We start from the raw sequence: 14,877 nt of genomic DNA on the forward strand, positions 1-14,877 counted from the left end.
GCTCGTCCAACTCAGTCCCGTTCACGGAGCGCGTCGACCAGCCGGTCGGTGGCGGTGGCGGAGTCGAACGACAGGCGGGCCATCCAGAACCGCAGAAACTGGGCGAGGGAGTAGCGGACGAACAGCGCCGCGCCGACGACGGCCAGCGTGAGCCCGATCAGGGCGCTGACGATGGCGTCGCGCTGCTGCAGCGGGTTGGTGGTGCTGTGACCGATGAAGTAGGCGACGATGACCATGACGACCGCCACGATCATCAGCGCCGCGCCGACCCACAGCAGCGCACGGTCGCGACCGCTGGCGGTGCCGGGCAGCGCCATGTCGGCGATCTCGGCGCTGAACTGTTCCACCCGGTTGATACCCTCGCCCGTTTCGGGGTTCTCGGCAGTCACAGGGTTCTCGGGCACAGGGTTCTCGGGCACAGGGTTCTCGGGCACAGGGCTTCTCCTTCATCCACCCAGGTAGGCCTGGGAGAGGCGTTCTTCGATGTCGTGGGGCCGTCCGGTTTCAACGACGCGGCCCTGCACCATCACTGCGGCCCTGTGGGCCACGTCGATGACGATGCGGGCAAACTGCTCGACGAGCAGCACCGAGGTGCCCTGGGCGGCCACCTGGGCGACGGTGGCGTAGAGCTCGTCGACGATGATCGGCGCCAGCCCCATCGACAGCTCGTCGAGCACCAACAGGGCCGGGTCGGTCGCCAGCCCGCGAGCCATGGCAAGCATCTGCTGTTGGCCGCCGGAGAGGGTGCCGCTGGTCTGATCGATCCGCTTGGCCAGCTGCGGGAACCGGGCGATCGAGCGCTCCTCGATGCGGGCACGGTCCTGGCCCCGGTGGGTCATCATCCACAGGTTCTCCCGCACCGTGAGGTTGGGGAAGATGCCCCGACCTTCGGGGATGAGGCACAGGCCGCGCCGGGCCAGGTCGTCGGCCCTGGCGCCGTTGACCCGGCGCCCGGCGATGTTGATGTCGCCAGCAGACGCCGGCAGCAGGCCGGCGAGCACCTTGAGGGTGGTCGACTTGCCGGCGCCGTTGGGCCCGAGGATCGCCATCACCTCGCCGGCGCCGACCACCAGGTCCACCCCATGCAGCACATCGATCCCGTCGTAGCCGGCGTGGATGCCGCGCAGCTCCACCAGCGGACTCCCACTCATCGAGCACCCGCTTTGGGCTGATCCGGCTGAGGAGCGCCAAGGTAGGCCTCGAGCACTGCCGGGTCGGCCTGCACCTGGGCGGGGGGTCCGCTGATGAGCATGCGGCCCAGGTTCAATACGTTGACCGTGTCGCAGACCTCCATCACCAGTGACATGTCGTGTTCGACCAGCACGATCGTCGTGCCATCGCCGGCCAGCTCGACGAGGAGCTGCCCGAAGCGGGCGGTCTCGGCATCGTTCTGGCCCGACGCCGGTTCGTCGAGGAGCAGCACGCTCGGCTCGCAGGCGAGCGCACGGCCCAGCTCGACCAGCCGGCCATGGCCCGTCGACAGCGTGGTGACCCGTTCGTCGGCCACGTCGCGCAGGCCGACGCGATCGAGGACCCGCTCGGTGAACGCAGCCGGGTCGCCCGCATGGCGGGCCCACCGGTGATGGATGTCGGCCGCCACCCGGATGTTCTCGCGCACCGACAGCATCGTGAACAGCTCGAGCTGTTGAAACGTGCGGGCCAGGCCGGCCCGCGCACGCCGGTGCATCGACTTGCGGGTGATGTCGACGCCGTCGAGGGTGATCCGACCCGACGACGGTGTCACCAGCCCGGTGATGGCGTTGAACAGGGTGGTCTTGCCCGCTCCGTTGGGCCCGATCAGCCCGGTGATCTGCCCCTCGGGGGCGACGAGCGACGCCGAATCGAGCGCCCGGTTTCCCCCGAAGGCCACGACGACATCGGTCGCCTCAAGCACGCCCACCGACCACCTCCTCGTCGCTTCGCCCCGCCTGGCTGCCACCGCCGGCGCTCCCAGTCGATCGGACCCCCGGCCCGTCATCGAGCGACCCCAAACCTCTGGGTTCGGGCCCGCCCGTGCGGGCCGGGACGAACGCCGCTCCCTCCTTGCCGGTCCCGTCGAAGGACAGCTCCTCGTTCATCGCCGCCAGGTCGGCGGCCGACCAGGCCCGCGCAATGCCCGCCCACTCGATGCCCGCATCGGCGAGTTTGCGCTGCGGCGCCGCCTCGCGCTCCCGGCCAGCCGCCAGCGACGCCCGTGCGGTGGCCAACGCGCCGGCAACCAGGAATGCTGCGGCCACCAAGGCGGCGAAGGGCCAGTTGCCGATCACGCCGGCCAGGCGCAGCGCGTAGGCGCCGATCATCGCCGCCACCATGGCGATCAGCGCCGGACGATCCCGACGCAACGGGGCCACCCCGTCCGACATCAGCGGCACCACCCCGCTGGGGCTGCGGCCCAGGCCGATACCGGCGAGGCCCGGGGTGATCGTGTTGATCTTGGCGAACAACGGCCCCAGGCCGGAGGTCAGCGGGATGAGACCAAACAGGCTGATGCCGGCAAACAGGGCGCCGCCGATCAGCCCGGCTCCGCCGACGACGACCAGGATGAAGATCGGCAGGCCGGTGAGCAGGTCGTAGCGCGATGGTGACACCGTGCCCAGCTGCATGCCGTAGAGCGCACCGCCCAGCCCGGCGATGGCCGCCGACAGGGTAAAGACGCCAACCCTCGGCCAGCGCAGGTCCAGCCCGAACGTGGCACAGGCCACCTCGCTGTCGCGCATCGCCACCAGCTGGCGGCCCCAGCGACTCCAGCGCAGCGCGGCGACCAGCATCGCCACGACGGCAAAGGCGACTGCCGACAGCATCAGCTGCCGGCCGGGCGTGTCGAAGCGGTAGCCGAACAGCGACAGCGCGTCGATGCTCGTGCTGTTGACGTTGAACAAGCTGACGCGGACCGGACCCAGGTCGAAGTCGGGCAGGTTGAAGATCCAACGGTCCATCGCCACGCCGAATGCAGCGGTGGCCAGCGCCAGGTAGATGCCCGAGAGCCGCATCACCGGCAGGGCGATCAGCGCCCCGACCGCGGCGGCGAACACCATCGCCAGCACGAGGCCGAGCGGCGACCCGCCGCCGCCGTGATGGGCGACGGCGATAGCGCCGATACCGCCGAAGGTCAGCTGGGCGAGCGAGATCTGCCCGGCGAATCCGACCAGCGGCACCAACGACAGGGCGACGATCCCCAACGAAAACACCGGCCCGTAGGAGATCAGGCTGCCCGAGTCGAGGGTGGTGACCATCACGACCCCGACGGCGATCACGACGCCGGCCAGCACGAACGTGCCCGAGCGGGACGGCGACGGGAAGAACTCGCGCAGCTGGGTGCGGGTGCGCAGGCGGGGGTTGGGCACGAACAGCAGCGCCAGAAACAGGATGATCACCGCTGCGGCCGGGCGCATTCCGGCCAGGTACCGGTTGTCGCCCGGGAGGTACCCGGCCAGGTAGCCCTCGGTCAGGCCGATCGCCATCGCCCCGACGAAGGTCAGCGGCAGCGAGCGCAGGCGGCCAAAGATCGCCGCGGCGTAGGCGTTGACGATCAACAGCGAGAGCGACCCGGCCTCGAGCGACAGCGCCGGTGCAATGAGGATGCCGCCGACCGCCGCCAGCCCGACGCCGACCGCCCAGCTGATCAGGGCGATCCGGTCGGGTCGGGCGCCGTTGAGCAGCGCCAGCGACCTGTCGTCGACGTTGGCCCGCATCGAGACGCCGATGCGGGTGCGGTACAGCAACCAGCGCAGGCCGATGGCTACCGCAATCGCCACGCCGATGGTGATCGCCTGGTGATACGTGATCGACGTGACCCCAAGGTCCAGACTGCGTCCCTGGAAGAAGGTGCTCATCGGTCGACTCTGGCCCGGCGTCCAGATCAGGTTGGCCAGGCCGATCAGTCCGACGAGCAGGCTGATCGAGACGACCAGCTTGGTCGCCTCACTCGTGCCGGCCAGGCCCGACATGATCACCCGTTCGAGCACCAAGCCAAAGAGCGGAGCCACCACACCGATCACCAGAAGCAGGGCCAGCGGGGTGGGCCAGCCCCACTGGAAGCGGATCTGCCAGTAGGTGAAGGCGGCCAGCATGCCGATGGCGCCGTGGGCGAAGTTGAAGATGCCGGTTGTCGTATAGGTGAGCACCAACCCGCTGGAGATGATGGCGTAGATCGCCGACAGGCTGAGGCCGACGATCGTGAAGATCAGAAACTTTTCCATTCACGTCACTCGAGATCGTCGATCGACTTGCCGACCGACTCGAGGGTGGTGCCCGACCCGTAGTCGCCGGTCAGCTTGATGATGTTGTCCTTCGAGCAGGAGAACAGCCCATCGGTCGGTTTGAAGTCATCGGGGACGACGAAGCCCTTTGGCGTGGCCTCAACGACCATCATGCAGTCGGGGCCCTCGTTCTTGCCCGGGTTGGTCGCTGCGTTCAGCCCGCCCCCGGTCCAGTCGGTGATCCCCCGCGCCGCTTCGTACACGCATGTGCGGGTCACATCGGAGCCGCACTCCTTCACCGCTGTGGCGAAGAGCAACCAGCCCGAGAAGGCCTGGTAGCCGAGCAGGGCCTGGTCCTTGCCGTCGGGGAGGTACTCGGCGAACAGGTCCATGTACTGCTGTGTCGCCGGGTTGTCGGCGGCGAGGAACGGCGGCACGATCGAGGCCACGGCGTAGACGTTGTTCACCGCGGCGCCGCCCACCTCGATGAAGCCCTGATCGATCACGTTGGTGCCGGCGAGCACCCACTTTGGTTCGTAGCCGATGTCGGCCATCGCCTGAAGCAGCTTGGCCAGGTTCTCGGGCTCGCCCGTGTAGACCACGCCCTCCACCTTGTCGCTCGACAGCGCCTCGGCGAAGGGCGTCCAACTGGCCTCGCCCGTCGAGTTGTACTGGGCTTGGTACACCGAGGTCCATCCCAGTTCCTTGGCGGCATCCTGGGCCTGGGCGTCGACGAACACCAACGATCCGATATTGCCGGTCAGGAAGCCCACCCGGTCGGTCGACCCGGGAAACTCGTCCTCCAGGTAGCGGAACAGCCCAACCTGCAACTCGTCGATCGCGGCTGGAATCGGTGACACCGACAGCTCGGAGGCTCGCGCTTCGGGCGAAACCTGAAATCCGGGGATCTCGGGGAGCATGCAACGGAGGCGCTCCTCCTGTCCGGTCTCGTCGAACACGCCGCCGCTGCCGACGAGCATGAAGTCCTCCTGGCAGGACTCGGTGATGCGCTGCTTGTATTCGGTCAGCTTGGCGTCGCGTTCCACGTCCTCGATCTTGCGACCGTTGATGCCGCCGGCGTCGTTGCACCACGAGGTGAACACCTCGGCTGCGTCGAAGATCTCCTGGTTCAGCCCGGGGCGGCCGATGAAGCCGGGGTCGGCGATCGTGCCCACCTGGATGGCGTCGTCGGTGACCCCCTGGGCCGTCGCTCCCGAGGCGTCACCTGGACCGCATACGCCCTTGAGATCGCCAAAGTCACCTGCTGCCGGAGCCTGTTCGCCCGGGGCCTGCGTTCCACCGTTGCCCGAGGTGCTGCCGTCGGCGGCGGTTGCACCGTCGGCGGCGACCGGTGCGGCCGCGCCGGTCTCGACCTCGTCGGCACCACGGGTGCAGCCGCCGGCCAGCACGGCCACCACGATGACGGCAGCCGATGTCCGCCTGCGAAGTCCCGACCCGAATCCGGCCGACCTGCGTCGTCCCCCAACTTCCATGTCGCATCCCCCCGGATCTGTGACGAACGCCACCGTACTCGCGAGAACATGTTCTCGCGCACGCTTTCGAAAACTCCGAAGTGGGGAGTGGAAACGACCGCCTGGCGGTCGTTTCCATTCCCCACTTCGTCGCTTTTCAGGTCACGCGGCTGCCAATCAGGTCTCCGGTTCGAGGCTCGATGCCCGGAGGCGAGCGACGGCACCGGCGAACACGGTGGCCATCGTTGCTGCGGTCAGCCGCTCCTCGACCGAGGTGCGGCGGCCGGGCTGGGGCGACAGGGTCAGGTGGCCCAGCCGGGTGGGCCCGACCTCGACGGGCAGGTCGAGGCCCTCGGGGAGCACGGCCCGGTCGGGGTTCATCGCCGCCAAGGGGCCCATCACCGAGCCGGTCGACAGCAACCAGGGGCCGTCGCCACCCTGGCCGTCGGGCGACCAGTCGCAGCTGGCCAAACCGAGCAGATCGGTCAGCTCGGCCTGCAACACCTCGCTGAGCTCGTCGATCGACGAGGCCACATCGGCAGCCTGGATGAACTTGACCAGCTGGTGAAGTTCCTTGCGCCGTGCGATGTTGCGGGCGGCCAGGCTGGCCAGCCTGCTGCTGAGCACCCCGACGATGACGCCGACGACGACCAGTGAGATCGCAGCGGACAGGTCGTCGCCGTCGTAAATGGCCAGCCGGTAATACGGCTTGGTGAGGAGGAGATCGAAGATCACCCCGGCCCACACCGCCGCCAGCAGCGCCGGGCCCGTCGTGCCGATCGCCGCGACCACGACGACCGCCAGCACGAGCACCACGGCCGCTGCGCCGGTGTGGGAGCCGCGCAGCGGAATCGTCGCAGCAGCGGTGACCGCCGGCAGGGCGACGGCCAGGACGTATCCGGCGATCAGCCGGGCCCGCACGAGCGGCTGGCCCTCGGCCGGCTCCACCGTCTCGAACCGGCCGTGACCGACCCGCCTCGAGTCGGTGGCGCTGATCGACGCGAGAATGCGTTGAAGAAATCGATCGAAGCGGTTCATCGCTGGTCATCTCCGTCGGTGAGGAATCGGTAGCCCATCCCCGGTTCGGTCTTGAAGTGTCGGGGGTGGGAGGGGTCTGCTTCGAGCTTGCGGCGCACGTTGGCCATGTGGACCCGCAGATAGCCGGACTCGTCGTCGAAGTTCGGACCCCACACGGCGGTCAGCAACTGACGTTGGGTGACCAGGCGGTCGCTGTGACGCACCAGGTGTTCGACCAGTTCCCACTCGGTGGGCGTGAGGTGCACGGCCTCGCCGGCGCGCTCCACCCGCTTGTCGGCCAGGTCGATCCGCAGCTGGCCGACGGCCACGACCGGGACGGCCTCGCCCCCGGAGGCCGTGCGCCGCAGCGCAGCGCGCATGCGGGCGAGCAGCTCGTTCATGCCGAACGGCTTGGTGACGAAATCATCGGCCCCCGCGTCGAGCGCCTCCACCTTGTCGGCCTCCTCGCTGCGCACGGTCAACATGATGATCGGCACCTCGGTCCACCCGCGCAGGCCGTGGATCACTTCGATCCCGGTCAGGTCGGGAAGCCCGATGTCCAACAGCACGAGGTCGGGGTGACGATCCGCCGCCAGTTGAAGCGCTCCACGCCCGGACTCGGCCAGCACCACCTCGAACTCGCGGGCCCGCAGGTTGGTGGCCAACGCTCGCCGGATCTGCGGCTCATCGTCGACGACCAGCACGGTGGTCACGAGGCCACCCCCGCCCGGGAAACAGCGCCGACCACCAGAACGTTGGTCACGGCGTCGCCTCGAGTGGCGATCGACCGGCGGTGCGCCCAGCGGACACCGGAGCTCCCGGGTCGGGGCCGAGCGGCGGCATGGCATCGCTCCGCTCGGCGAGGGGCAGCGACAGCGTCACGGTCAGACCGCCGCCGGGCGTTTCCTCGGCGCTGAGCACGCCGTGCATGGCGGTCATGAAGCCCCGGGCCACCGCCAGCCCCAGGCCCACTCCCCCGCTCGTGTCGTCCCCGAAGCGTTGGAAGGGCTGAAACATGGTGGCGCGTGCCTCGGGCGACACGCCCGGACCGTGATCGATGATCCTCGTCACCGCCGAGCCGTCGTGGCTGGTCGCCTGAACGACGACCTTGCGGTCGGCGGGCGAATGGTTGAGCGCGTTGGACACGATGTTGGCCAGCACCCGCTCGAAGAGCCCCGCGTCGGCCAGCGCCGCCGGGGCATCGTCGTCGAGCTCGATCACGACCCGTTCGGTGGCCTCGGACAGGCTGGCGAGCGCCGCCGCGATGGCGTCGTCGAGCCCGACGGGCCGGACGATGATCTCGACTGCGCCGGCCTCGATGCGGCTCATGTCGAGCAGGTTGCCGATCAGCTCGTCCAGCCGGTCCGCCTCCTCGTCGATCGTGCGGGCAAACTCGGTGCGCTGCTCGGCGTTCCAGTCCACGTCGTCCTGAAGAAGGCTGGTCGACGACGCCTTGATCGACGCCAGCGGCGAGCGCAGATCGTGTGACACCGCCCGCAGGATCGCCGTGCGCAGCTCGTCGGCCCGGGCCAATGCGGCTCGGTCGCCGGCCGCCGCCTCCAACACCCGCCGTTGCAGCGCCTCGACCAACCGGGTGGCGAACGCCCCCAGCACACGTCGATCGGCGGCGGTCAGACCGCCCGGCGTCAGCGTGAGCAGGTGGTGCTCCCCCAGCTCCAGGCGCTCGCCATCGGCGGGATCCGCTGTCGGGTCGGGTCCGTCGACGGCGACGACGCTCCAGCTGCGTTCGTCGCCGCGGACGAAGACCGCCGCCGCCTGTTGGCCAAACGTGATGCGCAGGTGGCTGAGCAGCACCGCCACCGGATCGTTCTCGCCGGCATCGGCCCCGACCACGTCGACGAGGGCCTCCGTCTCCGCCCGCGCCCGGGCAGCGTCGGCCGTGCGTCGGGCGGTCCGGGCGACGAGCAGGCTGACGAGCCCACCGGCCGACACGAAGGCCGCCACCGCAATCAGGTGCTCTGGGTCTTTGATCCGCAACGTGTAGAGGGGCTGGGTGAAGTACCAGTTGGCCGCTGCGGTCGACGCGAGTGCGGTGACGAAGGCAGGGCCGAAACCACCGATCGCCGCCACAATGCAGACGTACAGCAGGTAGATCACCAGGACCGAGGGCAGCCCGATCGAGTTGCGAGCGGCGTCGAGGATGACGGTCAGGAGCGGGAGGCCGACCACCGCCAGCGCCCAGCCGGCAGCCCGCCGCCTGCGCGACAGCGGGGACCTGCGGCGCCGGTGCGCCGACGGCAGCGGCGCCCGTTCTGCGCCACCGTTGCGGGAGATCACGTGGACGTCGATCTCGCCCGCAGCTCGGATCACGCGGTTGATCACCGAGCCCCGCACCAGCTCGGACAGTCGATTGCGGTGGGAGGCGCCGAGCACGATCTGGGTGGCGCGCACCGACTCGGCGAACGCAACCAGCCCCTCGGCGACGTCGTCGCTGGTCGTCTCGTGGTAGGTGCCGCCCAGGTCGGCGAGCAGCGCTCGGTGCGCAAGCAACGCCTCGTTGGGGCCCTCCCGCAGCCCGGTGCCCGGACGGATGTGCACCCCGATCAGGTCGCCGTGGCTGCGGCGCGCCATGCGGGCGGCCCGGCGGATCAGGTGGTCGCCGCTCGGGGCGCCGGTGATGGCCACCACCACCCGCTCCCGGGTTTCCCAAGTGCCCACGATCCGCTCGTCGTGCAGGTAGCGCCGCATGGCCTCGTCGACCTTGTCGGCCAGCCACAAGAGGGCCAGCTCGCGCAGCGCGCCCAGGTTGCCCGGGCGGAAGTAGTTGGCGAGGGCGGCGTCCACCTTGTCGTGCGCGTAGATGTGGCCGTGAGCCATGCGGCGGCGCAGGGCCTCGGGCGTCATGTCGACCAGCTCCACCTGCTCGGCGTCGCGCACCACCCGGTCGGGCACGGTCTCGCGCTGGCGCACGCCGGTGATCGCCTCGACGACGTCGTTGAGCGACTCCAGGTGTTGGACGTTGACGGTGGAGACCACGTCGATGCCGGCGTCGAGCAACTCCTCCACGTCCTGCCAGCGCTTGGCGTGGCGCGACCCGGGGGCATTGGTGTGGGCCAGCTCGTCGACGAGCGCCACCTCGGGGCAGCGGGCGAGCAGCGCGTCGAGGTCCATCTCCTCCAGCTCGGCGCCTCGGTGATCGAGGCTGCGCCGTGGCGCCACCTCGAGCCCCTCGAGGCGATCGGCGGTGTCGCGGCGGCCGTGGGTTTCGACAAAGCCGACCACCACGTCGGTACCCCGGTCGAGGCGGCGGCGCCCCTCGCCCAACATGGCATAGGTCTTGCCCACCCCGGGCGCAGCGCCCAGGTAGATGCGGAGGCGACCTCGGCTCACGAGCGAAGTCTACGAAGCGCCGCCATCAGCGACCTCCGCGACCCTCGAGCGCCAGGTTGAGTTCGACGACGTTGACGCCGTCGTCGCCGAGCACGCCGAGGGGGCGGCGCTGCGTGGCGTCGTCGATCAGACCGGCGACGACCTCGTCGTCGAGGCCGCGGTCCGCCGCCACCCGGGGGGCCTGCATCTGGGCGTTGGCCACCGAGATGTGCGGGTCAAGGCCCGACCCGGAGGCGGTAACTGCGTCAACCGGCACCCGGACACGGTCGTCGAGACCGTTCTCGGCCCGGTAGGCCTCGACGCGTTCGCCGACCAGGTCTGCCAGCTCCTCGCTGGTCGGGCCCAGGTTGGACGCTGCGCTGGCGGCGCCGTCGTAGCCGTCGTCACCGGCCGCAGAGGGCCGAGGGTGGAACCATTCCGGGCCCTCGAAGTTCTGGCCGATCAGGGATGAGGCCACCGGTTGACCCTCCGTTTCGATGATCGAGCCGTTGGCGCGGTCACCGAAGGCCAGCTGGGCGACCCCGGTGACCGCCAGCGGGTAGATGACGCCGACGAGCACGGTCATCATGGCAAACATGGTCAGGCCGGTCAGCAGTTGGCGACGCATCAGGAGACTCCCAGGGTGGTGATGATCAGGTCGATCGCTTTGATTCCGATGAACGGGGCGATCAGCCCGCCCAGCCCGTAGATCGCCATGTTGCGTCGCAGCACTTCGGCGGCGCCGACCGCCCGGAATTGCACGCCGCGCAGCGCCAGCGGGATGAGCGCCACGATGATCAGGGCGTTGAAGATGACCGCCGACAGGATCGCCGATCGAGCGGAGCCCAGACCCATGACGTTGAGGGCATCGAGTTCCGGGTAGGCGACCAGGAACATTGCCGGGATGATGGCGAAGTACTTGGCGACGTCGTTGGCGATCGAGAAGGTGGTGAGCGAACCCCGGGTGATCAGCAGCTGCTTGCCGATCTCGACGATCTCGATCAGCTTGGTGGGGTTGGAGTCCAGGTCGACCATGTTGCCGGCCTCTTTGGCGGCCTGGGTGCCGGTGTTCATCGCCACGCCCACGTCGGCTGCGGCCAGCGCCGGCGCATCGTTGGTGCCGTCACCGGTCATCGCCACCAGGCGGCCGCCGGCCTGCTCGGCGCGGATCAGCTCCATCTTCTGCTCCGGGGTCGCCTCCGCCAGGTAGTCGTCGACCCCCGCTTCGGCTGCGATCGCCTTGGCGGTCAGGGGGTTATCGCCGGTGATCATCACCGTGCGGATGCCGAGCGCCCGCAGCTCGTCGAAGCGCTCGCGCATGCCGGGCTTCACGACGTCCTTGAGGTGCACCACGCCAAGCACCCGGGTGCCGTCGGCCACGACCAGCGGTGTGCCGCCGGAGTTGGAGATGTCGGCCACATGGGTGAGCAGCTCCGGGGGCGTCGACCCGCCGAGCTCCTCCACCCATCGACGCACCGAGTCGGCAGCGCCCTTGCGCAGCTGGCGCCCATCGCCGAGGTTGACCCCACTCATGCGGGTCTGGGCGGTGAAGGGCACCAGCTCGGCGCCCGCCTCCAGCTCGGCGGACAGGGAGAACTGCTCCGCGGCCAGGTCGACGATCGAGCGGCCCTCCGGGGTCTCGTCGGCCAGGCTGGTCACCAGCGCCGCCTCGGCAAGCTCGGCATCGCCGACGCCGTGCACCGGCACGAACTCGCTCGCCCGGCGGTTGCCGAAGGTGATCGTGCCGGTCTTGTCCAACAGCAGGGTGGACACGTCGCCGGCGGCCTCGACCGCCCGGCCGGACATCGCCAACACGTTGCGCTGCACCAGCCGGTCCATGCCGGCGATGCCGATCGATGACAACAGGCCGCCGATCGTGGTTGGGATCAGGCACACCAACAGCGCCGTGAGCACGATCAGCGACTGCCCGTCCCCCGAGTAGGTGGCGAACGGCTGCAGGGTGACCACTGCCAGCAGGAAGATGATCGTCAGGCCGGACAACAGGATGCCGAGCGCTATCTCGTTGGGCGTCTTCTGGCGTTCGGCGCCCTCGACCAAAGCAATCATCCGGTCGAGAAACGACTCGCCGGGGCGGGTCGAGATGCGCACGACGATCTCGTCGGACAACACCTTGGTGCCGCCGGTGACCGCCGAACGGTCGCCGCCCGACTCGCGTACCACCGGTGCCGACTCGCCGGTGATCGCCGACTCGTCGACGGTGGCGATGCCCTCGACGATGTCACCGTCGCCGGGGATCACCTCACCGGCGACGACCACCACCTCGTCGCCGATGTCGAGTTCGGTCGAGGCCACGTCGGAGAAGCTGCCGTCGGCGTTGCGTCGGCGAGCCGAGGTCTCCTGGCGGGTGGCTCGCAGGCTGGCCGCCTGCGCCTTGCCGCGGCCTTCGGCCATCGCCTCTGCGAAGTTGGCGAACAGCACGGTGAACCACAGCACGACGGTGACGATGACGTTGAAGACGTTCTCCGACGCAGACGAGCTGCCCATGCCGGTGAACAACAACACGGTGGAGAGCGCAGCGCCCACCTCGACGATGAACATCACCGGGTTCTTGGCCATCGCCCGCGGGTCGAGCTTGCGCACGCTGTCGCGGAGAGCGGGACCGATGATCGATCGATCGAGCACCGAGGCCTTGGCCGGGCGCCGGGTGTCGCCCGGATCGTGGGCTACCGGCTCGTCGGGGGATTGGGGGGGTGGAATAGCGGCGGCGGTCATGCGGCTCCCCACCGCATAGCCAGCGCCTCGACCACCGGGCCGAGCGCAAGTACGGGAAAGAAAGTGAGTCCGGCGACGATCAGCACGACGCCGGTCACGAGGCCGCCGAACAGCGGGGTATCGGTGGGGAACGTGCCGGCGGTGACCGGCACCCTTTGCTTGCGGGCCAACGATCCGGCAATCGCCAGGGCCGGGATGATCAACCCGAAACGGCCGAGCAACATGGCGATGCCCTGGGTGATCGTCATCCAGTTGGTGCTGGCGTCGAGCCCGGCGAACGCCGAGCCGTTGTTGTTGGTCGCCGAGGTGAAGGCGTAGAGCACCTCGCTCAGGCCGTGCGCCCCCGGATCCTGGATCGACTGGTCGAGCACGGTGCCCAACCGGATGCTCACCGCGCTCAGGCCCAACACGGTGAGGGGCATGACCACGATGAAGAGCACCACCAGCTTCATCTCGGTCGCTTGTATCTTTTTACCGAGGTACTCGGGTGTTCGCCCAACCATCAGCCCGGCGATGAACACCGCCAGCAGGGCGTAGATCAGGAGCCCCATCAACCCCACTCCGACGCCGCCCGGGCTCACCTCCCCGAGCAGCATGTTGACCATGGTGACGCCGCCGCCGGCGCCGGTCATCGAGTCGTGCATGCAGTTGACCGCGCCGGTGGAGGTTCCGGTGGTGGTGCCGGCAAAGAGCCCACAGGTCCCCGGGCCAAACCGGGTCTCCTTGCCCTCCATGTTGCCGCCCGACTGCTGGGCGGCCACCGCCTGGTCGGCGCCTCGATCGGTCAGCATCGGGTTACCGGCGGTCTCGGCAGTGCTGGCCAGCAGCACCGACCCGAGCCACAGCACCATCATCACGCCGAGCAAGACGTTGCCCTGTTTGCGGTCCTTCACCATCCGCCCGTAGGCGAGCGGGATGGCCAGGGGCAGCGACAGGATCAACCAGATCTGCAGCAGGTTGGTCCAGCCGTTGGGATTCTCGAAGGGGTGGGTCGAGTTGGCGTTGAAGAACCCGCCGCCGTTGGTGCCCAGGTGCTTGATCGCCACCTGCGAGGCCGCCGGGCCACCGGGGACCGACTGGGAGGCGCCGGCAACGCCCGAGACCGTTTGAGTCCCCGAGAAGTTCTGGATGACGCCCTGGCTGACCAGGAAGATCGCAGCGATGAACGCCATCGGCACGAGCACCCGCACCACGATCCGGGTGAGGTCCACCCAGAAGTTGCCGAGCGTGGACGATCCGCGCCGGGTGATGCCACGGATGATCGCCACGATCACCGCCATGCCGGCAGCCGCCGACACGAAGTTCTGAACGGTCAGCCCCACCATCTGGCTGAGGTGGCTCATCGTGGTCTCGCCGCCGTAGGCCTGCCAGTTGGTGTTGGTGAGGAACGAGACGGCCGTGTTGAACGCCACCGTCGGGCCGACGGCCGGGAAGCCATCGGGGTTCAGGGGCAGCACCCCTTGCAATCGGAGCAGGGCGTACAACCCCACAACCGATGCGAGGCTGAACGCCAGGAGCGACATGGCGTACCCGGTCCAGCGCTGCTGTGATCCGGGGTCGATGCGACAGGCCCGGTAGATCACGCGCTCGATGGGGCCAAACACCCGCTCGCCGGGGGTGGGCTCGGGCTCGGCGCCCAGTTCTGGGTCGCCAAACACCCCCGCCAGGTAGCGCCCGAGCGGGGGCACGGTGACGCCGAGCAACACCAACAGAACCACGATTTGGAAAATGGCTGCGGCGGACATCAGAAGCGCTCCGGCCAGATCAGGGTGACGACGAGGTAGACGAACAGCCCGGCGGCGATCACCAGGCCTGCGATGCTCTCGAGGTTCACAGGCGCTCCCCCGCGTTCGGGGTTGCCACCGACGCCGAGGGCGTCGGTGGCGACGTCACGTCGACATCGTCGTCCGGACCGACGATGCGGTCGCACACGCGCACATAGCCGGCGAAGACGGCGAAGGCACCGATCAGCAGGATCAGAAGTAGAACATCTGTCATGCGAAGAGGTCTAGGCGCCCCTCGTCCTGCTGGGAATGGCCTTCACGCCTTCTTCACGGCCAATCGCCACATCTTGGCGTCGTGTTCGCGCTCACCCAGCGTGGATGCCGACCTTTGGGATGATGACG

General features: G+C 69.1%; 13 protein-coding genes. All 13 read right to left on the bottom strand.

From position 1 onward, the window contains the following. Nucleotides 1-11: 11 nt before the first annotated feature. Complete coding sequence (locus tag PKD89_RS09450) at nt 12-434, bottom strand: hypothetical protein (RefSeq protein ID WP_287379749.1); 423 nt, start codon at nt 432-434, stop codon at nt 12-14. A 12-nt stretch (nt 435-446) separates the two neighbouring features. Then, nucleotides 447-1,151 (bottom strand): ABC transporter ATP-binding protein, encoded by a 705-nt coding sequence (locus PKD89_RS09455; RefSeq protein WP_287379748.1) that lies wholly within the window; start codon nt 1,149-1,151, stop codon nt 447-449. Further along, nucleotides 1,148-1,900 carry an ABC transporter ATP-binding protein gene (locus PKD89_RS09460; protein ID WP_289012301.1) on the bottom strand — a complete coding sequence of 251 codons (753 nt, stop codon included), beginning with the start codon at nt 1,898-1,900 and terminating at the stop codon, nt 1,148-1,150. The genes PKD89_RS09455 and PKD89_RS09460 overlap by 4 nt, the downstream gene beginning before the upstream one ends. Beyond that, the gene (locus PKD89_RS09465; RefSeq protein ID WP_289012302.1) at nt 1,887-4,199 is read right to left on the bottom strand and encodes an ABC transporter permease; all 2,313 of its coding nucleotides are present in this window, start codon (nt 4,197-4,199) and stop codon (nt 1,887-1,889) included. Before PKD89_RS09465 ends, PKD89_RS09460 begins: the two co-directional genes overlap by 14 nt. 5 nt (nt 4,200-4,204) lie before the next feature. After that, a complete protein-coding gene (locus PKD89_RS09470; protein WP_289012303.1) occupies nt 4,205-5,614 on the bottom strand; it encodes an ABC transporter substrate-binding protein in 1,410 nt (469 codons plus the stop codon). Between the two features lie 234 nt (nt 5,615-5,848). After that, nucleotides 5,849-6,709: a DUF4118 domain-containing protein gene (locus PKD89_RS09475; protein WP_289012305.1), complete on the bottom strand. Its 861-nt coding sequence runs from the start codon at nt 6,707-6,709 to the stop codon at nt 5,849-5,851. After that, the gene (locus tag PKD89_RS09480) at nt 6,706-7,401 is read right to left on the bottom strand and encodes a response regulator (protein ID WP_289012306.1); all 696 of its coding nucleotides are present in this window, start codon (nt 7,399-7,401) and stop codon (nt 6,706-6,708) included. Before PKD89_RS09480 ends, PKD89_RS09475 begins: the two co-directional genes overlap by 4 nt. Nucleotides 7,402-7,447: 46 nt before the next feature. Then, on the bottom strand, nt 7,448-10,039 hold the full coding sequence (locus tag PKD89_RS09485; protein ID WP_289012307.1) for a sensor histidine kinase: 2,592 nt from the start codon (nt 10,037-10,039) through the stop codon (nt 7,448-7,450). Nucleotides 10,040-10,064: 25 nt separating this feature from the next. After that, nucleotides 10,065-10,646 carry a K(+)-transporting ATPase subunit C gene (gene kdpC, locus PKD89_RS09490; RefSeq protein ID WP_289012308.1) on the bottom strand — a complete coding sequence of 194 codons (582 nt, stop codon included), beginning with the start codon at nt 10,644-10,646 and terminating at the stop codon, nt 10,065-10,067. Further along, nucleotides 10,646-12,751: a potassium-transporting ATPase subunit KdpB gene (gene kdpB, locus PKD89_RS09495; protein ID WP_324332405.1), complete on the bottom strand. Its 2,106-nt coding sequence runs from the start codon at nt 12,749-12,751 to the stop codon at nt 10,646-10,648. The genes kdpC and kdpB overlap by 1 nt, the downstream gene beginning before the upstream one ends. Continuing rightward, entirely contained in the window at nt 12,748-14,496 is a 1,749-nt protein-coding gene (gene kdpA, locus PKD89_RS09500; RefSeq protein WP_324332406.1) for a potassium-transporting ATPase subunit KdpA, read from the bottom strand. The genes kdpB and kdpA overlap by 4 nt, the downstream gene beginning before the upstream one ends. Then, the gene (kdpF, locus tag PKD89_RS09505) at nt 14,496-14,585 is read right to left on the bottom strand and encodes a K(+)-transporting ATPase subunit F (RefSeq protein WP_287374099.1); all 90 of its coding nucleotides are present in this window, start codon (nt 14,583-14,585) and stop codon (nt 14,496-14,498) included. Before kdpF ends, kdpA begins: the two co-directional genes overlap by 1 nt. Further along, nucleotides 14,582-14,749, bottom strand: a complete 168-nt coding sequence (locus PKD89_RS09510; RefSeq protein WP_289010384.1) for a hypothetical protein — start codon at nt 14,747-14,749, stop codon at nt 14,582-14,584. The genes kdpF and PKD89_RS09510 overlap by 4 nt, the downstream gene beginning before the upstream one ends. Nucleotides 14,750-14,877: the final 128 nt, after the last annotated feature.

This window comes from Candidatus Neomicrothrix sp. (assembly GCF_035329545.1).
GTDB lineage: Bacteria > Actinomycetota > Acidimicrobiia > Acidimicrobiales > Microtrichaceae > Microthrix > Microthrix subdominans.